10 protein-coding genes and 1 pseudogene are annotated in these 24,760 nt (G+C 46.4%); 8 read left to right on the forward strand and 3 right to left on the reverse strand.

The genetic code is table 11. The features are described 5' to 3' along the window. Positions 1 to 3 precede the first annotated feature (3 nt). Entirely contained in the window at positions 4 to 1,839 is a 1,836-nt protein-coding gene (locus ACIDITHRIX25_RS72845; protein WP_201732560.1) for a methylation-associated defense system protein MAD7 family protein, read from the reverse strand. A gap of 1 nt (position 1,840) precedes the next feature. Beyond that, positions 1,841 to 5,812, reverse strand: coding sequence for a serine/threonine-protein kinase (locus ACIDITHRIX25_RS72850; RefSeq protein WP_201732561.1), 3,972 nt, complete (start codon positions 5,810 to 5,812; stop codon positions 1,841 to 1,843). A 445-nt stretch (positions 5,813 to 6,257) separates the two neighbouring features. On the opposite strand from ACIDITHRIX25_RS72850, the gene ACIDITHRIX25_RS72855 reads away from it, so the two are divergent. The 5 genes and pseudogenes from ACIDITHRIX25_RS72855 to ACIDITHRIX25_RS72875 all read left to right on the forward strand — a co-directional run. Beyond that, on the forward strand, positions 6,258 to 6,569 hold the full coding sequence (locus ACIDITHRIX25_RS72855) for a hypothetical protein (RefSeq protein ID WP_201732562.1): 312 nt from the start codon (positions 6,258 to 6,260) through the stop codon (positions 6,567 to 6,569). Between the two features lie 87 nt (positions 6,570 to 6,656). Continuing rightward, on the forward strand, positions 6,657 to 7,241 hold the full coding sequence (locus ACIDITHRIX25_RS72860) for a hypothetical protein (RefSeq protein ID WP_201732563.1): 585 nt from the start codon (positions 6,657 to 6,659) through the stop codon (positions 7,239 to 7,241). A gap of 63 nt (positions 7,242 to 7,304) precedes the next feature. Beyond that, positions 7,305 to 9,398 (forward strand): DUF262 and DUF1524 domain-containing protein, encoded by a 2,094-nt coding sequence (locus tag ACIDITHRIX25_RS72865; protein ID WP_201732564.1) that lies wholly within the window; start codon positions 7,305 to 7,307, stop codon positions 9,396 to 9,398. Between the two features lie 265 nt (positions 9,399 to 9,663). Then, on the forward strand, positions 9,664 to 9,828 hold the full coding sequence (locus tag ACIDITHRIX25_RS72870) for a helix-turn-helix domain-containing protein (protein ID WP_201732565.1): 165 nt from the start codon (positions 9,664 to 9,666) through the stop codon (positions 9,826 to 9,828). A gap of 77 nt (positions 9,829 to 9,905) precedes the next feature. Further along, a pseudogene (locus ACIDITHRIX25_RS72875) lies at positions 9,906 to 10,010 on the forward strand (helix-turn-helix domain-containing protein); the annotation flags it as partial. A gap of 95 nt (positions 10,011 to 10,105) precedes the next feature. On the opposite strand, the gene ACIDITHRIX25_RS72880 reads toward ACIDITHRIX25_RS72875, so the two are convergent. Further along, complete coding sequence (locus ACIDITHRIX25_RS72880; protein ID WP_201732567.1) at positions 10,106 to 10,318, reverse strand: hypothetical protein; 213 nt, start codon at positions 10,316 to 10,318, stop codon at positions 10,106 to 10,108. A 246-nt stretch (positions 10,319 to 10,564) separates the two neighbouring features. Between ACIDITHRIX25_RS72880 and ACIDITHRIX25_RS72885 the strand changes: the two genes are divergently transcribed. The 3 genes from ACIDITHRIX25_RS72885 to ACIDITHRIX25_RS72895 all read left to right on the forward strand — a co-directional run bounded on the left by ACIDITHRIX25_RS72885 (position 10,565) and on the right by ACIDITHRIX25_RS72895 (position 24,642). Next, positions 10,565 to 11,347, forward strand: coding sequence for a GIY-YIG domain-containing protein (locus tag ACIDITHRIX25_RS72885; protein WP_502756198.1), 783 nt, complete (start codon positions 10,565 to 10,567; stop codon positions 11,345 to 11,347). A 984-nt stretch (positions 11,348 to 12,331) separates the two neighbouring features. Then, positions 12,332 to 17,809 (forward strand): RecQ family ATP-dependent DNA helicase, encoded by a 5,478-nt coding sequence (locus ACIDITHRIX25_RS72890; protein ID WP_201732569.1) that lies wholly within the window; start codon positions 12,332 to 12,334, stop codon positions 17,807 to 17,809. 23 nt (positions 17,810 to 17,832) lie between these two features. After that, positions 17,833 to 24,642: a DEAD/DEAH box helicase gene (locus tag ACIDITHRIX25_RS72895; RefSeq protein WP_201732570.1), complete on the forward strand. Its 6,810-nt coding sequence runs from the start codon at positions 17,833 to 17,835 to the stop codon at positions 24,640 to 24,642. Positions 24,643 to 24,760 lie beyond the last annotated feature (118 nt).

The raw sequence follows: 24,760 nt of genomic DNA on the forward strand, positions 1-24,760 counted from the left end.
GATCTATCGCTCAAGCGCATCGTCGAGGGGAAACCTTGGGCGCAGAATCTTCATATTTTCAGAGTCGTTTACACCTACTAATAGACCGAGTGCTCGTAATCGCTCTTCGAGGTAACCTCTATTTTCAGTGAGCAAATAACTGTTTGCAGCAGGGTCTGCGTCGATGCTTAGTCCGTAACGACTCGCTATCTCATCGATAAACCTTCTGACAGTTAGAGTTCGAGGAATACCACTATTTGGGTCAATCAGTAGTCGATGTACAAATGTTTCCAAGAAGATGTCCGATGCAACTACTTCGCGTGCTACCTTGCTCTTCGAGTTGCCGTTACCTTTATTGCGGGTTTGTCGCCATATAATCATGGATGCAGTCGGCCCTTCGCCTTCATGTAGGAGGTCCTTCATTGCGCCAATCATCCTTTGAACCGTAGGCGTCGTGCCCATTAGGTCGGCTACAACTCGTCCTGCGCCTAAGGCTATGTGCTCCTCCATCCGATATAAACTTCCTAGAGGTTCACCGATCGTTTCATTCGAAACTGAGTCGAGGAATTGATCCATTCTCATTTCGATATAGGTATTGACCCTGTGGTTATTGTTTGTGAGAACTTCGCCCGCGGCTTCAAGTTTCTCTCTCGGGGTCTTTTCACTGAAATTGTCGTCGTCTCGTTTCAATTTGCTTCCACCACCAACTTCGCCAAGGAGGTGTTCGATGAATTGGAAGCCCTTTATCGCCGTCGTTGCAGATGCAATCTTTCGCGAGAGGTTCTCCCAAGAATTTTCGGCAAGTAATCGGATGGTTCTGTTGTCTCCACCTGAGCAATCAATAAAGACTGGGTAAGGAGCTTGATCGTCGTGGCTTAGTACCTCGCCGCTCATCGCCCATGTATTCATTATTTTGATGTACGAATTGAGCATCGCAAAGAGGTTGACGCCGATCATCATCTCAAGTGCGGCGGTGAATTCATTTCGGCTGAGATTCTTAGAGAAGTACCGTATGAAGTGGCGGAGGTCTTCTGAAAAGATTCGCCACTGGCGTTCAGTCACTACTGAAAACGGCTCAAAGGTCTTACCATTTGATGTCTGCTTATTCGGGAAACCACTTAAACACTGTGCGACCCTTACCTGAAGGAGTTGATCTATCTCTAGATCGATAGCTTCTGCTTCATCGATATCTTCGCGAGGATTTCCGGTGTTAGCAGCGGACCTACTCTCGTCTACCTTTATCGCCCGGGCAAATTTTGCTAAAAGTAAATTTGAGCCATAGTTGTTAAATGACTCTTTCGAGCTCGTCATTTGAAGGGCGTTTTTTATAAATGGTCGACTTGGTTTTCGGCTATCGCCCACTATCGCCGATACCGTGATTTCTGGGATCCCTCGAAGATGGGAAACTCGCTCCGGAAGGTCAAATTTGGCGGACATGAAGTGATTGGGAAGAGTTCGAATGATCGCGTGGTTAGTTCCGCGCCTATTTTTGGTGTTCTGAAATACCAGTCCGGATAGGGCATTCGAAATCACCCTGTGGGCAACCTTTTCATCGACTTCAACAGAGAAGTAGGCTCGATTCTCATCGGCAAGGAGCAGATCAGCGATATCATTAGCAGTTACCTTGTCCTTTCTCCCGCTCGAATCCCCTTTTGTGACAAATGAGGTTGTGAAGTAGCCTTTTCCAGGTCGCGCTCCAAAACGAAGAATGTAAAGTACTGCCGGTACAACGGCTTTTAGGTCAACATAGTTGAATTGAATTGGAAGAAGTGAATCAGCGTTTGACGACCACACTGCTCTCTCAAGCTTTCTGCCGAGGCTATCGCGTAGATTAGTGCGGATGTCCTTGGAAACTACCATATTAAACCTCGACCATCTTCAGTTGTGTAACTTCGTTTTTTAGTTGCGTGGATACTTTGAATACCTTTTCACTATCCTCGTTGTCTAGAACGAATAACTCTTTGATCTCGTGCATCTGTAGCTGTCGGAGGAAGATCCTGAGATTCGTCAATGACCCCCCGCCCCCGCTCGTCGGAGGAAGGTGAAGACGTCGTTGGGCATTCCTAAGATTCGTAAAAGTTTCTAAGTCGACAGTAAGGGTGGAAGTTGTCGACCGATCCGAATAACGGTGTCTGAGTATAACTTTATTGGGTAATTTTTCTAAGGAAGAATCGCTTTGAACATCGGCCATATTACCGAGTGATAGATCGAATTCGTCAATGGCTATCTCGGACCAAATGACCAATTCAATTGGATTTACGGTGTCGATTCTAAGTGGAATGTACCTCTGGTCCCTAAAAGCCTTACTCGGAAGATCGTCGATTCGGGCGAGTCCCTCTAGGAGTAGTTTAAGGAAATATTGAATGGCTGAGTGATCGCGATCAACTATGGCCCTAACCATCTTCTGATAGAGCGACGCCTCTATGGACCCCGACAATTCGTAGGTTAATCCAATCTCGCTAAATCTCGGGTAAAGGAACTCTGCGCGCCTGTAGCTCTCAATTTTCTCTTCGAACCGTGCACCTCTATCTAAAATCGGCTTGGGAACTAATCCTGGATCGAGCAGCTTGACCTCTTCGAAGATCTCGCCTTGAACAGTCTCACTCGGATATCGGATAGCCTTCCCGACTTCATTGACGACACCAAAGAGCCTTTCCGCCATCGGAGATGGAATGAGTTCTTCGTTGGACTGCAATTCTTTGCAAGAATAGGTTCCAAAGAGAACGAAACTGAGCCAACCTTTTAGAACTCTTGTGGTTATGTGAAACTTACCTCTAAGGTGAACGATCCTCGCTATCTCCTCTATCTTTCGAACGACGATATCGCCATTTTTATCGGTTTGACCACGCAGGGTTTGAACGGAGTTGAAAGCTGTACATCTGCTTTGTGCGCTGCATTCTCTACATGCATCCCATTTGTCGTCTCCATTAATAGGATCAACCATTTGCTTGATCATTTCGCTTAGAATACTTGAGTCGTTACGACCTTTATGGATAGAACCAACTAGCGATCTTTCGTTTAGATCGACGATCCAAGTGAAGCTATCAAAGTCCGATGACGAGTTTGTTTGGCCGTTTTCGAGGTACTCTTGGATGTACACGGCAAGATCTGCGAACTCGGGTTCGTCCCGATTATGTTCGACCCAAGTGTAAAGTGGGCCCGAATTAATTGCTACTATTCTGATTCCAGTGTACGGCTGAGCACCTTTGCTAAAGGGTTCAAAAAGCTCCTTCAATAGCTCCTGTGCCGACCTGCCTTTATGGGATGCTGAACCATCGAAATTCACGTACAATTCTCTGTTGCTGTCAAGTTCGCCAATGAAGATACGGTCTCGCGAGTTAAAGTTTCGGTCCTCTCCGTATATCTCTTTTAGTAGGTGCTGCAGTACGGCGGTCTTTCCGTCACCTGCGTTGCCAAGCAGGATAACTAAATTTTTTTCGCCACTTGTTACCTTTTCATATAGCTCATCATCTAACCGCGTGGGAACGTAAGTTTGTCTCGAAATCTCTTCATCTATGCCTCGTGTTTCGCTATTACCGAATCTTGAACCCGGATAGAAGCTGAGCAGATTCATTAGATGGTCGTTGTTAGGTTCGTACTTCGCACTCGCAATTTCGTCCAGTTCAACTATAAGTTGATTCAAGCACGCTTCGTAACTATCGATAGTCAGCGAAATTGACTGGGTAATAGACCTGTAGAGTGCGAAGAGTTTCGGTTTTGCACTCTCGATAGTAAGTTCGTTGGTGCTTTCTTGAAGATACGGAAATATTTCATCAAGCAATTTCTTGTAGCTCGAGATAAAACTGTTGAAGTCGTCGACTGGCAGATAAGTACCGTCACTGTCCTCCCGAAGTATGTAGTTTGCAGGGGTCAAATGATCTGGAATTGAAGGAGAATCGTCGATCGCCGAAAGGTCAATGAAGGTGGCAGATTTGTTGTTGACGATAATGTTTTGTTGGCTTACGTCTCGCAGTACGAGATTTTGACGGGAAAGCTCTTTGAGAGCTTTAAGTCCGAACTTCAGCCAAGTGATCACTAGGTTTTCAAATGACACCTTTGCATCGGCGGCAATATCTGACCAGATCTCGGGAACGTCGATTAGCGGAAATCCGTCGACATAGCTGCTAATTACCGCAACAGCGCTTGGATCTTGGTGTTCCTCAACCTCGTTTATTCGTTGTAGACCTTCGATGTCTAAAAGCGACGCTTTTCGATAGGCTGTCAGACTTCTAGAGTCTTGGGACGCGTGGTGAGGAACTCGCAAAACCACGCTTCGCTGGATCGAAGCCTTTTCTGTTTCGGCATTTGCGCGGAACGATATGTATTCGGAGCCATGTCCCAAGCGTGCTACGATTTTGTACCTTTGCGAAGGCTTGCTCTTTAGAGCAACGACTGTACCGTTGTCCCATAGGTCTACGGGGTCATTAATGTAGGATGGTGGAGCGGGAGACGATTTTGCTTCAGCCAGTGCCGAGAGGTCTTTGATGACTAGGTCAATATTCGCATCTTGATATGTGGCGTCGTTGCAAAGTTGCTGAAGGGCCATCCGGGCCAATTCAAGTTTTTCGTCACCGGTTTCGGTTCCCTGCTTCAAGACCGTGTCTAGCAGTATTTTCGCCATCGCATAGTTATCAGTTCGATCGGATGCCGCTAGAAGGCCTACTTCTCGAATGATCGGTGCCAAATATGTAGATGGTGCATACGATCCTTCCAAGACTTCGCTTGGCTGAATGCTAACGACCGTACTGTTTGGATCTAGACCGGCTAGTGCAAAGTCGTAGATTACAGGGAAGAGACCCTCGGTGCTGATGTAAATACTTTTAGGTGATAGGTTCCTATGCAACACCCTAACATTTGGGTTCGAAGGCACTTTTGTCTGATGGATCTCCGTTAGTGCTGTTAGGCACTCCTTGGTGAAGAGAATTCGCTCGTCCGTATTCAGATTAGAATACGACCTTTTATCTTCCAACGAGCGTTCGGACCTCATTGAAGCGATAGCGAATGTGGCTATCTCGCCCGGGTAGTCGGCCTGCGAGAATTGACTCACAATACGGGCGACGGACCTGCACTTTTGAAGATGCATGTAAACATTGGATTCCCGTTGCGCTAACGCAAGGCCATCCTTGACATCGTTACGATATCCGATATCATAGACGAAGAGAAGTACTTCCTCGCCCGAGCGGATTTGCTGCGCACGGAAAATCCGCGTAAAGTCGTGCGATAGACTTTTCACGAGAGAGTTCGCTTTAAATTCACGAAATCGCGGAATCCGTACATTCTTGATAGGGACTTTAGGAACAGGGCCCCTGTTCAATTGAGCAATAATACTATCAATCTGAGCGGAGTTAAACTTGCCCTTAGATGCTGATCGAAGTTCCTTTACGAGACTCTGTAGGTCGGTGATGATGATTTGGTCACTCTTGTGTATTGCGTTTAGTAATTTGAGATTAGCCGCGAAGACAAGGTGGGCTCTGAAAAATTCATTGCTTTTCTGGCCAAGTGACCTAAGTGCGTTATCGACCATTCCTTTCGCAATACGTCCCATGCTTATGGTCTGGTTTACTGCTTTAGCGACTAAGTCATCGTCTGTCCTCATCGTGTACTCGCTGAAACTTTTCAGCTCACAAATCCAAAGACCACATTCACTTATAATCACCATGTCGACGTTTTGAACGTCGTGACTACTAGGCGTCCTGTTGAGTTCATGATTGAAAAATACGGTCCAGTTAACCCCACGCTCTTTGGAGTCGGTTTCTAGTGCTTCCGCTAATGTTCGAAAAGCTCGTCCCTCAGAGTCGTTAGCTTGATCATAAAAGTTGTAATAGAAGTTCATCGTTTCGAAATCCTATCATTCGAGTGTTTGCCTAAGTTGGAAATATACGACGGCCTTTGATTATTATCAGCGGGGATTGGATGGAATAGCACTCGTTAAATGTGGATCAAATGATCCCATCGATCCGTTCCCCCAATTGAATTTGACGCTCAAATCCAGTTCTACCGCCTCGTGGTCACCATCAATTTCGTTGCTGATTTCGTCACCAACCATGGGATCGAGATTTACATGTTCGATTTTGGATCTAGGTGGCCGTCTCGATGGCAGTAGTTGCTTTAGATGAATTATAAGACAGCTAAGTTGATCTTTGTCCCGATAACAGAACATGGGGGAGATAGATGTCGCTCAGTCGTATCTTGAATGGAGATGCAGAGGTTCGCAACTTCTTCAGTAGCCTCAAAAGTCAACTAACCGATCGTAACGGATATCCCATGGCGCTGGCAGTTTGGAATTCCGAGATCAAGGTTCCAGAATTGGTGAATCCTTTGAAAGCGGAAAAGTGGGTACCGCATTTGACTATGTAGCACGTGCGCAAATTGAACGAACGGTTGGTGCTGAAAGAATAACTAATTATCCTTTGGCCTGTGAACTCGGCCTCGCCATGCTCATTGACGTGGTAGCGCATTCGGAGGATGCAAAAGTTATAGCTGATTCGATTCGATCAAACCTTTCCATCAACTGGACTAATAACGCTCGTCATACCGATAAGTTACGTGAAAATCTTCGCGCCAACATTATGCGCTCATCAGATTTGTAACGCGAAGAGAGGGAAAAAGGCCTCGCGCTCGTCTACAAGAATGATACGGCTGTCCTGTCGCTCTTGAATTTCCAATGGCAGCGAGCAATGAGCATACAAGCGAGTTTTGCTTCAGGATCTGGTTTCTTGCGCGAGTATTCGAACGCCGCACTATTCCTTGCAGAGCTAGATTCTTTCTACAGAACAGGATCGCCTTACGTACTTGACTACGCATTGCATCAACTCCAGGCTGAAGGTACTTCGAAAGGTTACCGGTATTTCTCGCAAAATTCTACGGTTACTGGCAGTGCCCTAGCGTCCAACGTTGAACAACTGGCGTGTTACTTCGAATCCTTTGCTCACTCAACCGAGATTGAACATGCTTGGCTGAATCCAAACTTTGGTAATTTGAGTGAAGTAGTAAAGGGAGCAGATGCTGATCTTATTTACGATGATCACCTGATTGATTTCAAGACTTATTCCAAGCTGAGCTATAAGCATCTTGATTGGGCCCAAGTCCTGGGATATGCCGCAATGGCGCAACACGTGGGAATGAAGATTTCCACCGTTGGCTTGTATTTTGCGAGATTCGATCTTTTAGTTACGCTCGAGTTGAATCGTACCTTGCAAGAACAACTGCCAATTTTCTTGGACGTAATTACGAGTTCCGCGTCCTACGATCTTGGTAAATAGCTTTATTCACTGTTATTGATCAATGAATTGGTTGGAACGGTATAACGATCGAAAAGGTTTCTGATGAAGGCGAAAGAGGCTCAACTGCTCAAATTTCTCAAAAAAGTCGAGCAGCTGCAGATACCGATTTATCAAAGAATGTATTCATGGACTGAACGTGAATGCCAACAGCTGCTTGAAGATATAATTCGTGCCGGAGACAGCGAGACCGACTCGGGTCACTTCATTGGTTCACTTGTTTATATTGAAGATGACGATAACACCCTCGCGGGATTTTCGCCCGTTTTGGTAATCGACGGTCAACAACGTCTTACCACCATCACACTACTCATTGCTGCTTTGGCAAAGGTTTCAGAGATGACTAATCTCCACGATGATGAATTGCTGAGTGACTTCACCCCGTCGAAGCTTCGAAATTATTATTTAGTTAATCCTGAAGAATCTGGGGAACGGCATTTCAAGCTGATCTTGACTCAAACCGATAAGGCCACATTGATAGCCGTAATTAAAGGTATTCAACTTCCAAATGATTACTCCATAAAAGTTTCTAGAAACTTTGAATTCTTCGAAACGAAGCTTTCTGAGATGAAGGGAGAACTTCGATCGGTAATAAAGGGCTTGACAAAATTGATGGTTGTTGAAATTGGTCTAAGCCATGGCCATGATAATCCCCAGCTTATCTTTGAAAGCATGAACTCCACAGGACGCGAGTTGAGTCAAGCTGACCTAATTCGCAATTTCTTACTTATGGGCGTCAAGCCGCAACTCCAAAAATATCTTTATGACCTCTATTGGCGTCAAATTGAGGTCGACTTTGGTCAGGAAGCATACGACCTTTATTTCGACGGTTTCATGCGTCACTTTCTGACTGTAAAGACTGGCAACATTCCACGTCAAGATAAGGTCTATGAAGTTTTCAAGACTTACGCTCGCTCGCCTCAAATCTCAAAGATGGGTGTGCCTACTCTGGTAAGTGATATTCGCTCGTACGCCAATTATTTTTGTGCAATGGCCCTAGGCACCGAGAATGAATCCGATCTCGCTAAGGCATTCCACGACTTTCGTGAATTAAAAGTGGATGTAGCCTATCCATTTTTATTGGAATTGTACCACGATTACCAAGCGGGAATACTTGCTAAGAGTGACCTCGTAGAGATTGTCCGTTTGGTTGAGTCATATGTATTTCGCCGTAATGTTTGCTCGATTCCAACTAACTCCATGAACAAGTCCTTTGCTACATTAGCAAAGTCGCTGAATAAAGAGCGCTATCTCGAGAGTGTCAAGGCGCAATTTCTGGCGATGCCGTCATATCGTCGCTTCCCAAATAGCGAGGAGTTTCACCGCGATTTTCAAACACGAGACCTGTATAATTTTCGAAATCGTAGTTATTGGCTGCGTCGTATTGAAAACGATGGTTCTAAAGAGCCAGTTTTAGTTGACTCCTACACCATCGAACATATCCTTCCACAGAATGAAAACCTTTCAACTGAATGGATTGATGACCTGGGTATAGATTGGAAAGTAATTCAGCAAAAGTGGTTGCATACGCTTGGAAACCTAACTCTTACGGGCTATAACTCTGAGTACAGTGATCGGCCATTTCTACAGAAGCGGGATATGAGTGGAGGCTTTGCCCAAAGCCCCATCAAACTTAATGCGGATATTCGCTACCTCGATCATTGGGACGAGAATGCCATTAAGGCGAGGGCTGGAAGGCTCGCTGATTTGGCAGTCAAAGTTTGGGAATTTCCCATTCTTCCTGCGAGTACGGTTGAACCTGATTCGCTAAAGCTACCGATGAGCGTCCATAATGTCGCTATAAATGATTTCCCCTTTAGTGGCAATACACGCGCACTATTTGATATTTTTCGGCGGGAGGTCTTGGCTCTTGACCCCTGTGTTATAGAGGAAGTTTTGAAATCGTATATCGCTTACAAAGCCGAGACTAACTTTGTGGATGTCGTGCCTCGTTTCAATCGTTTGGTGATTTTTCTGAATTTGGAGTTGCACGAAGTTAATGATCCGCGTGGCGTTTGTCGCGACGTGAGCGGTGTTGGTCACAACGGCAATGGAGACGTTGAAGTCGCCCTTGAGGCCGAAGGTGAATTGCCATACGTTATGGGACTTGTGCGGCAGGCACTTGAGATGCAGCTATGAAAGACTTTTGCTTACTAACACAAGTGATACGAGCCGTTAGTTCGGTTTCGCTATCCTACGATAAGCTTTCAGCTTCCTACTCCAGGAGTGTCCGCATCTAAGGGGCATTAGGTTTCGAGCGATTTGGCCCTTGCGTTTACTGCTGACGACGGTAGCTGTGTGGTCAGTTACTTTAGCTCCGACTCAATGTTTACATGTCAACCTGGGAATGAAGGTTTGGCCGAAGTGTTTTCGGGCGAAGGTTGAAGTGTTTGGGTTCAGGGGGGTGAGCGCAACGGTCGAGAAGAATCCACTGGTACTTATTTCAACCAGAGGAGTTGCATTGACCGCCCATTTGAATATCGAACAACGAGCAATCGCTCGGCGTCTTCGGAGCGAAGGTTGGAGCTTACGAGCTATCGCTAAACAGATTGGTTGTGGTCACTTCTGACATTGACGTCATGTTGCGTGGCCAGGCCCGAGAAGCTCGAGAAGTTATATGGGTTCCACACCCGTGGTGGACACACCATCTCTGTATGCAATGAGATCCTTTGTGGTCTGAGCCGTGGTGATTCTCTAAGTGCTATTGCCCGTCAACTTAGTCGTTCCCCCTCCACCATCTCACGAGAGGTTGGTGTCGACGGAGATAACTTAAACTATGCGGGTCTGGAAAGCACACTGGCTGCGCTTTTCGAATGTGCTAAGCGACCGAAGCAGCAGAAGCTGAGCTACGCACCACTAGCGAAACGTATCACGAGTGATCTTTGAAAGCTCTGGTCAACCGACGAAATCGCTCCGCGTCTCAGAAATAGAGTTCTAAGTGGTGCTGCGTATGCAACTTGGTCACGAGAGACAGCTATCTGTTCCTCTATGTGATTAGCAACCTCAGAGCTACGCAGGGAACTTGCTCGATAACTGCGGTAGGTCACACCACTTGTCATCCCCTGGGATCAAAGTGGCAAAGAAGAAAAAGGAGACACTTCATCGATGAGCCCTAGAGCTAACTCTTATGGATTGCCACCATAATTAGTTGCTTCATTCGCTGCTCTTGAACTCCAAAGTGAATTTCTTCTCATTTATGGCAATTGTGACCCCTCCATTGCAATATCCTATGGAAAGTTGTTAGGTGTCTACCAAATTTAGCCATCGGTGCGAATCCGTTCATTTCAGTTGCCATCCTTTCGCCAATGAAACTGCCGCATTCACAATTAAGGACCGCTGTTGAGGAGTTCTACGTGCTCCTACGACTACTAAATAGTGAGCGAAATCTCAACTCCGATAACCTTCCAACACTTCAACAGCTGCTTGAAGGTGATCTTCCTGAGGCTGGAGTTCACTTCTTATTCGAAGATAGTGAACTGCGCCGATGCGGAGATATATTACGGGTTGTAAATATTGGATCACACAGAGTTAGCGACGGTTCTAAGGCGAAGCTCAAGGATCGCCTTAGAACACATGCTGGTCCTAAAACACTCAAGGGTTCACATAGGTCGAGCATCCTTCGTCAATACATCGGAGACGCCATTGGGGGACAAGACCCTAAGAAGTGGGAGTTAGCAATGACTACTTGGGGAAGGGGTGGAAAGGTCCCCTCTAAGGATGTGAGAAACCACGAAATGGATCTCGAAGAAGAAGTTTCTAGGGTTATCAACGAGATGAGGATCCTAGTGCTTCCGGTTCACGATAGAGCAACTAGAGAGAGTGATCGAGCGTTCATAGTACAGAATGCAGTTGCGTTACTCGGCTGGGATCCATATGATCGTCCTAGCGGCAGTTGGTTGGGTAACTTTTCCTCAAACAAGCAGATTGCTTCGAACGGTCTTTGGAATATTGCTCACTTGCATGAACCCGTTTCTTCGCAATTTATAAGAGTTATAGATGGCTTAGTCAATGTAAATCAAAGTGGTGGCCCCATGCCTACATTCTCGCTTGCCCCATCTAACTGGAAGGGTTCGAGGTACATTGACTGAATTTAGCCGATCGCATGATATTCCTGTTCTAGCTGAGGCCTTGACGCGAAGATCGATCCCTATTATTCAACTTCCTAAATCCAACTTCTGGATTATTGCACAGTATCCCGTATATCTCCTTACGAGAGCGAGTTTCTAATTATTCTCGCGTTTTGCCGCCATGTTAATAATCCCGGTGAGTATCAGGATCGTTGACCAATCTGCCCGCTCTTAGCTTTTTCTTGGTCGGCCGTTTTGAGCGGTTTCACTCCTCAATTGTTCCTCGTCGCCGACAACATCTGTATCAGAGTCAACAGCACCTCTGTATCTTTGAAATACCGCTTCCAAAAGCCGATCTAAAGCTATCTAATCCCTTTAGATCCCAAAGCACTCTTTGCTTGCGTTATTTGGCTCTTTGCCATAGCCATTCCATCTTCGCCGGCCTATAAACAAAAATCAAGCTAGGTGACAACAGTCTTGGCAGAGAGGGACGATGAAATAATCGTTGCGAGAAACCGCGAAACCAGAGAGACTAAAACGGCTCAAAATGGCCAATTAACCATTAATCTGAAAGAAGGCAAATGCGTCAACTATCCTGACATTCACCGCTAGCGCGTACTTTTGACAATAACTTATTGCTTGCTATTTCAAATCGATACTTAGAGGTGATTTCACCACCTCTATCGACAGAGTCTGGTTGGCTAGTTTAATCACCCCAATTCAAATTAGCTTTGCGTGAATCCCCGTCGTTTTCATTGCGCATATCCTCCCTTGTGAATTCACTGATAGCCTGATCAATCTCATTGGATTAAGTTAGAGCCGGTCGGATAAGAAGAGGGGGAACAGTTCACTCAAAGAAATTTACCTTAGCTAGGAATTCACAATATCGATTGGTTATAATTGAGCGATGCGTGGGGAAATTTTCACGATTCCACTGGGGCTAATTCAAAAAGCCTATTCGAATTAGACGCATTGGCTCTATTCACGAAAGGTAGCGCCTCACCTTTGCTAGCAAAAAACGTTGAGACTATCAAGCGCTTACTTGAAATCGGGCCACGCGACGTTCTAGAACTTTTAGTTGAACTTGAGGCTATTGGAATTCTCGTCGACGATGTCTATCTTCGTACTCTTCCTGAACGCTATCCTGAACTGTTCCGAATCGACGCCGAGAACATTTGTTTGATTCAATCAGCGGAAGAAATTTCTGACATTCAATTCCAAAACCCATCATCCGAGCGATTAGTAGATCTTCCAGTTGGAAACGCGGAGGGGAATCAGCATTTTCCTCCTCTGAGTAGGTCTTTGAATTCCGTTCGGGATGTTGAACTAAGCCGCAAGATCGCTGAAAATTTCGATAAGTTTCTCGTTCAGCAAAGCAAAAGTGTTCGTGCATATCTTCTCGTTGCGGCGTCACGGGATCGTAAATATTTAGATTTCGATCTACTATTGCACAACGATCATTCGGATGTTGCTGCAAAAAATATTCGTTCCTCGTTAGAACTGCTGGGGAACTCGGAAGACGTCGCAAGGATCAAAGATCATATTGATTCGATTTCCCGAGAATGTGCTGTTGGGCACAGTGCTACCGCCGGTTTTGTAAAGCTCGAAGTTAGAAATGAAGAGATCGAATCCCAGATTATCCGGGACCCCAATCTTTTAGAAGATTGGACGCTCTTTGAGGAGCTTCTCGGTGTTAGTGGCTATCCAGCTCTCGGGCTACCTATCTCCCAGCTTTGTAGAGATCTACTTGGAGATAAATGTAACCATTCATCCGACATTAATTGCCTTATGGTCTCCTCTGGCTACATGATTGACGACGTTCTTTGCAATCCGGAGGCTTTGAATAAGTCCTTGATCAATCAACTAGTTAGATGGGGCCATCCGCTGGTTGGTGCCCTGAATGCAAAGAATGCAATAAGTAGGGAGGAGACTAACGAATTATATCGTGGACTCGATACGAACTCTAGTGCAGTTCGAGATGGCGAAGATAGCGATGACTTCGAGAAAGAGACTTTTGATAGTTATCGTTTGTTAGTTCGTTTATTTCACGAACATCTACCCGCAAGAGGTCGGGAAGTTCGCAGTTCACAGGTGACGATGGCGCTAGCAACCTATCATTCGATGAAGAGAAATGGTCGTGTTGCCATCGAGGCTCCCACTGGTACAGGAAAGTCTCTCGCCTATCTTGCTGCCGGTGGAGCGATCACAAAGTCGTCATCGCAATCCGCGGTAGTCGTTGCTACGCACACCAAACTTCTGCAGCGTCAACTGCGTCGTGAAATCGAGGTGATTAATGGAGCATTAGGCGCAAGCGAAGGTTTGAAAGTGCGCTTTCTATCTGGAACTAGCAATTATGTATGTGCACGTGAAGCAGCCTCCGTTCACCCTCTCAAGCAAGATAAACGCGGTGTATCGATTGCCCTAGCGATTGGGCTACGGGCACTTGGTCAACTACGCACTGGAACTTGGGATGAAGTAGCCGATGAATATCTTCGGCGCTATCTGCCGGGATATGAACAAGCACGACAGCAGCAGACCACTTCTTCTGCTGCATGCGAGAGGGATAGCTGCGAATATGCCACAATATGCCCCCTGCGTCAAGTTCTCGTTGGCATAAAGGAGCGTCCTGGGATAATCATAACAAATCACGCCATGGTGGCAAATTGGTTCGAACAGGACGAAAGCGAGTCAAATGGAGAATTAGGGGATGATTACGACAGTGAACAAGTCGGTCCCCTGTTAGGTAAAAATCTTCATCTCATCCTTGACGAGGCCCATGAACTAGAAGACTCGCTATCATCTGCGTGGTCAACTTCACTTGAACAGATCGCTGTTACTCGGATGGTGAATCGAGCCATACGTGCCTGTGATACCCTTATCGAAGTATTCGAAGATGAAAAATCCGACACAACTGGAATCGATCAGTCCACTCCCCTTGGCAGAGTTCAAAGTCTCAGGACTCTATTTTTGTCGCTAGAGGAGGTCAACGGACGATTATCAAACCTGACCAAAGACGTTCTTGCAATTTACGGACCGTCGGCGATGAGTGTTGCTATCGATGAGATCCTAAAAAGGTCGAACATTAAGTGGCCATTTCTAGATCGCGGAATCAATGAATTAAACGACGCTCTCAGCAGAGCCATTGAAAATATCAAGACGAGTATGAGCCTAGCCACAGCTACTCTTGGCGGTGATGGAAGTCCTTACGTTGGTAATGTCAGAAAAACTAGGGCGATTCGTCGCGCTCTTCGTTTGCTAGCAACAGTATCTCTCGAACTGGCAGACGTTCATATTCCAGCCGCAAAGCTCTTGTTGAGGGCGAATACTTCTATTGACAATGTCGTAGTTCTAACGCTTGAGGATGATAGCTATACGCAACAATCCACCTGGTCGATCAAGGTTACGCCGATCGACATCGACGTACGCTTTCCTAAGCATATTCTTGCGCGAGCCTCTTCGACGATTCTCACGAGTGCCACCTTACGCACAGAAGAAAACTTTGACTTTTTGTCCAGAACGTTGGGGATTAAAGTATCGTCGCAAACGGTCAACTCTGAACACAATCACCGCGAAGCGTACTATCGCGAACTAGCTGATATGGTCAAGACTACAGATGGCAGTTTCGCCGGAATTGCCCTTCCTTCACCCTTTGACTTTGCGAGTAATGCACTGACGATTTTCACGGGACACCTGACTCCACCTGCGCCAAGTTTGGAACGTCAGCTTATAGAAGACTTGGCAGAAGAGTTCATTGGCTTTACGACATTGACGCGAGGGCGAACCCTAGGCTTGTTCACTTCTGCAAAACGTTTAAGCGGAGTGCGTGAGATCTTAGAGGTGCGAGAAGCTGAACTAACCGAGCGCTTCGACGTTGAGTATCTTTTTCAACGGCGCGAGAACCTGAACTTTATACAGCAGCGATTTCGTGACGTGCGGTCATCGGTAGCATTCGGGTTACGCAGCTTTGCCACAGGATTTGATGTTCCAGGCCCTTCTCTTTCATTCCTTGCAATCGAACGACCTTACTTCCCTCCCCCAACCGACCCAATCATTAGTGCGCGTCAGGCTCGACTGAGAGATCTGGGAGGTGACGGTTTTTTTGATTACGTATTACCCAGGACCACCCTGCAGTTTGTCCAAGCAGTCGGCAGATTGATCAGATCTCGATCCGATCGGGGTGTAGTTTTGGTGCTCGATCGCCGCCTGCAGGTACCTGGTAGGACATCGCAGTCACTCAGGAGTTCTCTTCCTAGTGGCATGAATGTCATGGATACATCTACTAGGGCTGAGGCGTGGCGGGCAGCGATTAATTTCATCGACGGTGACGACGAGGACCTAGAGTTACACCTCAAAGAATTCGATGTCGATCGTAACGCTGATCTAGCTGATTTGATCATACATGAAGGAGAGGATTCAACTGAAAAGCTAGTAGCGGGTGCTCGGAGACTATTTGGCATTGAACAACTTGCCGAAGAACAACTAGAACTCATGAGAGCGATTCTTAGTGGAAAAGATGCGGTTGGATTGCTTCCCACGGGATTTGGCAAATCGATCTGTTTCCAACTTCCAGCGCTATTACATCCTCGACAGCTTCCGACAATTGTGGTCTCACCGTTGAATGCACTCATTAAAGACCAGGTTGATGAGCTCGTTGGTCGTCTCGGTCTACGAGGGATCAGAGCCCTGACAGGTAGCTCTTCAGCTACAGAACGTAAAACTTACCTACATGAGCTTATGTCGGGCCAGCTTCGACTTTTGTACCTTTCTCCAGAGCGCCTCGTTCGCGACCCAGCTCTTCACGGCGCTTTGAAGCATATTGAGATCGGTACACTTACCGTTGACGAAGCTCACTGTATAAGTAGTTGGGGTCATGATTTTCGGCCAGAATTTCGTCAAATCGCACCAGCACTGATTGAGCTTCCAAGGAGCACTCGTTTGGCTCTAACCGCCACAGCCAATGGAATTGTCGAAAACGATATCGTAGCCACCCTCGAATTAAACGATCCTTTAGTAGTTCGGGTTCCATCCAATAGGGCCAATTTAAGTTATTCGCGCATCTTTGTTGAAGATTCGAAAATGAGGATAGCGGAACTGCTACGACTTGTCGGTTATCACTACGAGCGCGGGGAAAGAATAGGAATAATCTACGTCCAACGTCGAGAAGAGACTGAATACCTAGCGGCGATTCTCAATCGTATGAAGTATCGAGCACGAGCATTTCACGCTGGATTACTTCCGGAGATTAAGGAAGGCGTTCAAGAGTCATTTTTCCTTGGCGCTACAGACATTGTCGTTGCGACCAAGGCGTTTGGAATGGGCATCAATAAGCGAGACGTCGCCTGGGTTGTTCACTACGGTATTCCCGAGTCGCTTGATGCGTATTCTCAAGAGTCTGGTCGTGCTGCACGCGATAAGTCGCTGACCGGCTTGGCAACTCTCGTATGGTCAAAGCAGGATATAGCTCGAAGATGGCGCCAGCTTGATTCTGCAAAAAATGAGCCAACAATAGTTGATCGCGCTCAGCGTCTTCTCGATACTATATCTAATGCACCGACTCGAGGACCTAATCATGTCGTTAGCGAAGACGAACTTTTGAGCCTTGACGATGAACTCGATAATAACGTTATCCTTGCCTGGCTTTCACGCGCCGACGTCGTAAAATTATTCCCCGACAGCATGGGTCGTGTTGCGATATCAAAGGGAATAACCGCTCCGGGCTCTCCCGCGGAGGAGATCGAATTTAGAACTCTTGTTCACAAGTTGGGTCTTGTGTCCGGCGTACGCCGCATACTTTCAATTGATGATATCGCAGCAAAATTAATCCGTAGCGCCGCTGAAATTGAGAATCTGCTGACGACTCTTACTCGTGATCGACTTCTGGATGTAACCACAACTCAACGACTTAGGACCATCCAAGTTATTCGAACAACGGTGCCTCGCAATAGGTTGGTTGAGTTACTTAGAGAGTGGAACAAGGAGCAGAGATCGCGCTTTTCTGAGATGGTTTCGTATGCCAACACTGACAAATGTCTTCGTGAGACCATCGCATTGGCCTTCGATTCGGCCCCTCCGAATTGTTTTGCGACAGTTACTCCAGAACTGTACTGCGACAACTGCCGCAGCGAAGTGCGTCCCTGGAAGTTAGACGACATCGGTAAGGTTCCGCTTCTAGAAGAAATATTCAACTTCGATGAAACAATCATCGGTATTGTCACCTGGAATTCTCATCGTTCAAATCCGCTCTCCGAAAATAGCTTGGTCGAAATTCTCCTCGGGAATAGCGAGGGGAGCAGAAAAGTATCTCTCGGTGAATCAGCATTTTTCGGTCTATATCACGACGTGCCAAATGCAAAATCGACGATTCAAAGACATATCACCGGATTGATCGTTGGCAAAAAGATCGTTCGTCGATCTGTTAGTTTTGAAACAAAAAACAGTGGCGTAGTACTGTACGGGACACTTCTACTAAATGACACTGTTTAGTGATCTTGAAAAGTTGAAAGTTTATGAATTCAAATAGTATTCGAAGGACGACGTCGACACTTACAGTTGAGTTCGATTCAAATCTGGTTCGAAGCGGGATTGTAAGCATCCCTAGATCTTCGGATTTATTAGAGAAAAACAGTAGCTATCCTGCCGTACTTCCTAGCGGGACTTTGATAGGCAACGCTCTAATCAAGGGTAACCAGGGCATCATCGATATACGTGAAGTACTGACATACCTTCAGGATGAACTCAGAAGCGGAGAATTATTTTCTATTGGATTGGAGGACTCTCGCCTAGTCATTACCCTCTTCCCGGGAGAAGATAGTTCAAGACCCAGGCGCCTACCTACCCGCGACGGCAAGTCTCGAAATACCCGAAATGGCATTTCAGATACTATTCCTTCGGACGGCGAGTACATAAGTTTCGAAGAAATTGAGAATCTTTCTATTGATCAAAAAAGGCTCGAGTCCTTTGTCGGATCTCAGCACTTCACTGATATTACGCACGAGAATGTCCTAGTCCGAGCAGCGATACCACCGCATCGTTCAAGCGTCGAGAAAATTTTCGAGGAGATAGCAGAAATTGCAGTTGATATTGAAGATCGACCATATTCAAATCTTCGATTATCGGAGTTGATCGAGGTAATTAATCGGGCTGACGGCATAGAGGACCTTGCGAAGATTTTAGTGGAAGCGCAGCGACGGGACGCATCTCATGAGTCGACGATTGAAGAGAAAATCAGGGAGTGGATTCGCAATAAGGACGTTCGAATTGGCGGTGGGGATGCCGCTAACGCAAGTAAAAATCTACTCAATCTTCTTTGGGAGCAGATCGAACTAGAAAAACTTCGCCTCGACGTTGATCAACTGCTTCTCGAACCACTAGACACTTTAGAGATCGATCTCATGCCTCACCAAATTGCCGCGGTTCAATCTGCCCTTGGTCCAATGAACGGTAAAGCAATCCTTGCTGATGAAGTTGGACTCGGTAAGACTATTGAAGCCGGGAGTATCGCTCATATTCTTATCTCACGAGGTGATGTTCGACGAATCTTGATAGTTGCGCCGCGTACCCTACGCATCCAATGGTGCGAGGAGATGCAATCGAAGTTTGGAATTTCGATACTCGATGCAACTAATAGCGAGCTTATTCACGAGTACCGTCGTAGAATTTCATCAGCAAAGTCCGACCACAAAATACATGGCATCGTAATGACCTCCCAGATGCTAGGACGAAATTTAAATGATGTTGCAGCGCTTCAACCCGACCTCGTAATAGTAGACGAGGCACATAGGGTGGCAAAAGGTGCGTCAAAGTTCAGAGAGCAGATGCAAACGTTGATGGCTACGGCTCCATACGCGCTCTTCCTTACCGCTACGCCGGTACAAAATAATCTCTTAGAACTCTATAATCTGGTTGAACTCCTTCGACCTGGGACATTCGGTACTCAGCAAAGATTTCGATCCCGCTTCGTAGCAAGTGATGAGCGAATTCCAAAGGAAAATAGCCTCGACGAGTTGCGACAAATACTTAAAAAAGTCCTCGTTAGGTGGACTCGCGCGCAGGCTGGACTCGATTCCGTAGTCCGTATTCCTGTTGACTACCCAATCTCACTTGATTCTGAGGAGCTCGAACTATACCAAGAGATCTTCCAAAGGGCCGTTAGGCTATATGGAAGCTATGAAGCGAACCGGCGAAGCGTCGTAGCAAGATTTCTATCGGAATGCTTCGCCCGCTCTCCGAAGGCTGCACTTGCGAGTCTAATTCGTCTTGCCGAGCGTCATCCATTTGATAAGCGTGAAGTGGAAAAGCTCGAAATGCGACTCGCATCGACTCTAATCTCATCGCGCGAAAAGGTACTTCTCAAACTGGCGTCGGATTGGATCGCTGAACACGGCAAAGTCGTAATTTTTGCACAGCACGTTGGTGTAATTGACCGTCTTCGACAACTCTTCGAATTAAATGGCTTTTCAACTAGCCTTTTCCACGGAAAGTTGTCTTCAACGGCACAAGCTGCTGCTCGTAGGGAATTCCAGAGTACTACTCAAGTCTTCCTATCAACTGATGCTGGCGCCGAGGGTATTAACCTTCAGTTTGCAAATTGCATTATCAACTACGATCTTCCGTGGAATCCAATGACCATTGAGCAGCGTATCGGGCGCCTACATAGAACAGGACAGACTCGGTCGGTCAATATTGCAAACTTCTTTGCTCCTAACACCTTCGAAGCCCACCTGTACGAACTACTCAACCAAAAACTTCACCTTTTCGAGTTGCTATTCGGAGAATACTCGACGATTCTCGGTGAAATTGACTGGAAATTCAATAGTTTTTCCGAGGCTATAACCTCTTTAGCAGTCACTTCGGGAGAGGAACAAGAGCGCCTTGCCGTGAGTGTAGGTGAGCAGCTTGAAGAAGCCCATCGAGCACTCCAAAGCGACAAGCGGGATGAGTCTGCGCTCACATCATGGTTTTCATTGAATGCTCGCAGGCAGAGTCGCGAATCTCTCCATGGAGCTGAGGTTCTGGCTCCGTCTGCAAGTCGAGAGTTAGCTATGGAGATACGACATCGTTATATCCGCGCTATCAACCAGTCGCTACTCGCTGCTGGCGCCCAAATTACCCACACTGAGATCGACGAAGTCTTGATCGAGGTTTCACTCCCTCAGGAATTTGCATCTGCTATCTCAAAAAACGGTACTAGAAGGGCTCAATTAGCACTGGTCCCAGAGGGACTGAGGCGACATCCGTCGGCAATACCTGCAGGGTTAGGTTCGCAGTTTTTACGTGCATGGAGTTCATATTGCCGTAGCCGTTTAAACGGAATCAAACTTGATCTGCAAAGCGTCAAAATTGACCCAGATACATTATCGTTTCCTCATTCCGAACGTATTACTCGACTCCGACGGGAAGTCGAGGTGCAGTTTGTTGAATTCGGTAGTCTTTCGCAATGGGTTTGGCAACCGCGAGATGGAAATCCGATATCGAAGACAATTGTCAAACCAGATAAATACGCCGAGATATTATCTCAAAAGAGGGAAGCTAAGCCCGCACTCACGTTGGCGGCTAACCAAGCTACAAGTGGCCCCAGCGCAACGATACTCGTCGAATCGTTAGCTTCGTCACAATCGGAGATGATGTCAGAGATTGAAAACGATGCGGTTCGAAGGACGATAGATATTTTGGAGGCGACGAATGAAGAGTTGATTGCCCTGAATGACGCCTACAAAACAGCTAAGGAGAATATACGCTACGACACTGAAAGTCAAGTACGCGTTGCTCGACTCGACAAGCAGATTTCTGCAAAGATGGCTCAAGCAAACGAACTAAAGAACAGACGCCACTCGGCGAATGGCGAGTTGGTCCGAGTCTTTGAAGTGGCAATGCAGCGTCTTCAGTATCGAATAGTCGATACCTGGATAACACCTCAGGGCAATGAGATCCGTAGTGAGGTGAATGTACTACCCCGGTTGGCTCAGTTCGACCTTGATGCCCCTGACTACAGCGCGACGATCAACGGTCGACAGGTTAAAGAACTCGACGTCTGCGACTTTGAGCACATCGGTGACATAGTCAATATTTGGGAATGCGCCAACTGCGAATTACATCACTGCGCAAGTTGCGAAACTTCCATTAACTTTTGCCCCCTTTGCAATGAATACGTCGGCGATGAATGCTGGAGAAGTAATTTAGACCTTTGCGTAGGGTGTGCGCCAGAGCAAGTTTCTGTTGACGAAGCCACAGGACTTTTTACCTACACCATTCGGAGCGGAGTCGTTGTCGCAGGCAGTCGATCCCAGCTCGTATTTTTATCTTCAGGTGAAAAGGAACCGTTGGCGGAACGACTCTCAAAGACCTTTCACTGGTGGAGCGTGGAGCCTGAATGGAACATAACTGACGACGAAGCTACTCTCGTAAGTAGCCCTGGCAATTCGAGCATTGTTCCACCTCTCTTGAAATGGGTTGTCGATAGCTCACGTGGGAAAAAGTCGGTCGAACGTGAGCACGATCGATTTCTAGAGTGGGCAGCTGAGAACTTTTTGGAGCCTCAATATCCCACCGTCAAGACTGCGTGGAGTCCAGTATCCAACGGTGCCTATGTGGTGATCTTCATTCATCGAAGCACAAAAATAGTGATCGATGTCGTATCGACGAATGAGACAAATAGTGAAGAAGAGGTAGAGGCTCCCCCAAAAAATTTGCAGTTTGAAGAGTTGCCTGCGTTTAGTACTGATAAAGATCTTAAGGGATTCTCCTCTAAAAAACTTCATAAATGGATACTAGGTAAAGTTGACAACTCACTGCCGAGTCGAAGATCACGTTGGAGACATCAGAGCCAAGGTTTGATGATTCGGATTGATAAAAATTCATTGGAAGTTACTCCCTTTTCTACGATTGACGATCAGATAGAGTATTTCGAAGCTCATTCAATCGCCGTGCTTGGTCCTGCCCATTATCTCGCTGTTCAAGCTGACTACTTTAAGCATGAGAATAAGCTTGACGAATCTGTACCCCTGGATGGATACTGCATCTTGCACTTGAACGGCGTCGGCGTTTTGGTAGTGAGAGTTGGGGCGGTTATAAAATTATTTATTGACACCGAGATTTCTGACAATGACTTTGATATTGCGCTAAGACTCGAAAAACTTGGAAGTTTAGCCGGGATCGAGGATGCCCCATTAAGGGGAGTTGATGTTCGCCGTAATACCCTTCTCCAAGATTTGCATTTAGAGTCGACCCAAAGATATCAGGTGCGGGAAGTCGATCGCACGGCGTTTGTACGAAAGCAAGAGCCGGGCCGAACGTCCTACGCCAAAATAACCAAAGCAGATTTAGATGCACTACTAGGAGAGCTAAATCAAACGTCGATACCAGATGATGAGTTTCGCATTATAGGTGAGAGATTAGGTCTGGACCAGGGTGGAGTAAAGATTGAAATTGAACGCCTACGGATGATTAATCAACTTGCAGAGCGAAACCTTTCACACCCATACGCCGTGCTTGAGCGGTGCGAAAGACTCAATGTTGAATTCACTGAAAATGACGGTGGGTCTATTCAGCGACGGATATCGGAAAGTTTGGTAGGGCCAGATGACACTGAGGTATGGAAGGGCACCTTGTGTGGCGATGATCATCAGGCATACCCAAATGACCGTTGGTGGTGTGATCGCTGTACGAAGTATCACTGCCCCACCTGCGATCTTGTTTCTATAATCTGCAAAGAGTGTAAAGCTGTATCCTGTGCTTCTGACGGTGTTGGCTTGATTAGCTCTCTACTCCTTAATCGCTCTTGCGAACGTTGTGGTTCAATCAAGTGCAGTAAATGTGGTGTCTCTCCGGAGATTTCTATTTGCAGCATCTGTTTTCGTGATTGCTGTTCACACTGCAGCAGAGGGGGTAGTATCTGTTTTACTTGCTTGGAAGCCCCTGAAGAGGAATGGATACTACCTGAGTCGATCATTGAAAAGCTCATTGGACTTCGATTTGAAGTTCGAACTCAGTTACTTCCCCCACGAAAAGGTCTCGAAAGTGCCGAAACAGTTGTTCTCGCATCAAACTCTTGGCGAACGGAGCGATTTATTCTTCGGGACGGCCTGCTTTATGAGTGGCGACTTCTTTCAAATTCAAGTGATTACACAACTCGAAAAGCCCTCGAACTTTACGTTGGTGGCGAGGTGCGGATTAATCGTTTGACGATGAAATCTCCTACCAATAGAAATAGTGAACAGGTTTTGATCAAGCAAGTCGATTTGCACAGTATTGCATCAATATCGTTTGGAACGGAATTAGAACCTAATTTATCAATGAGGATGGATATCTTAGAAGGAAGTAACTTTGACCGCGACACAGTCCTGTTGCTTGGCTTATGCAGTGAACTGGGATTGAGTTCTGCTGAGGAACCAGAGCACGCGCGACACTTAATCGACCAACCATCGATCTTCGAAGCGAAACTAGAAATGGGTAATAAAACCATCTTTCAATTCGTCATAACAGTGCAGATTAATGTAGTAACTGCTTCTTACTTTCTCGATTCCGTTGGATTCCTGTTAAATAAATCAGTTACTGGTGTTGATTCGGTTTCAAATTTTGACGAATCGATAGAAAGACGTTTTTTGTTTATTGAGAGAGGCACTTCGGCTTCACGAGAACTTGCTATCGTGTCCACTGACTTGTTTGAGGTCAATCTTTTTCGTCATGGCCGAGCCTTTCGAGTTAGTCTCCGCTTTAGAGACGGCAGTACGTCCGAGAGAATCATCGGCAAGGATTTAATCGGACAATTTAGAGAAGAGATGGCTAATGAATACGGACTTTCTAGTGGTACCGATGTAGTTTTTACTCCTTTGCCTCCTTCCTTGCAACTTTCGGACATGCCATTGTGCGCTAAGCGTGTTGCTCGGCAATTTACGATTGGGAAGGTCGAAGTACTTTCACCGGTCCAGGAGCATCCTTCAACCTACATTGATTTGGGCAAGGATAATGTTCCCTTCGTACCTTTCGATCAAGAACAGAAGACCGTGGTGGCTTTGGGGCATACTACTGGCATCGACGACCGAATGGAAAAAAATTCAGAAGTTGCCGCCGCTTCGCTTCTAGAACGTTTTCCATTCAACCAACGATATAGTGTGGCGGTTCGTCAAGAGTACCACGTGATCTATTCGTCACTCTTTAGAAGAACCGAGGTTCAAGTATACTGCTACCCGGGAATTCGCAATGGATATGTTTTTGCCTACGAATCTGGTGAAGGTGACGAAGGACGCTGGGTTACCTCATTTGAACTTGAAGGAGGTAGGACGCGTATTCCGACGACACTGAAGGGATCGTTCAACTGATTTAGGACATGAGCCCAATAACATGAACTCGTTATTAAGCTCATCGCATCGTTTCACTCACTGCCAAGAATTCCACGGTGTCCAGGAGGTAATTTCATCTTTTTTCCAATAGAACACT

Source organism: Acidithrix sp. C25, assembly GCF_904848545.2.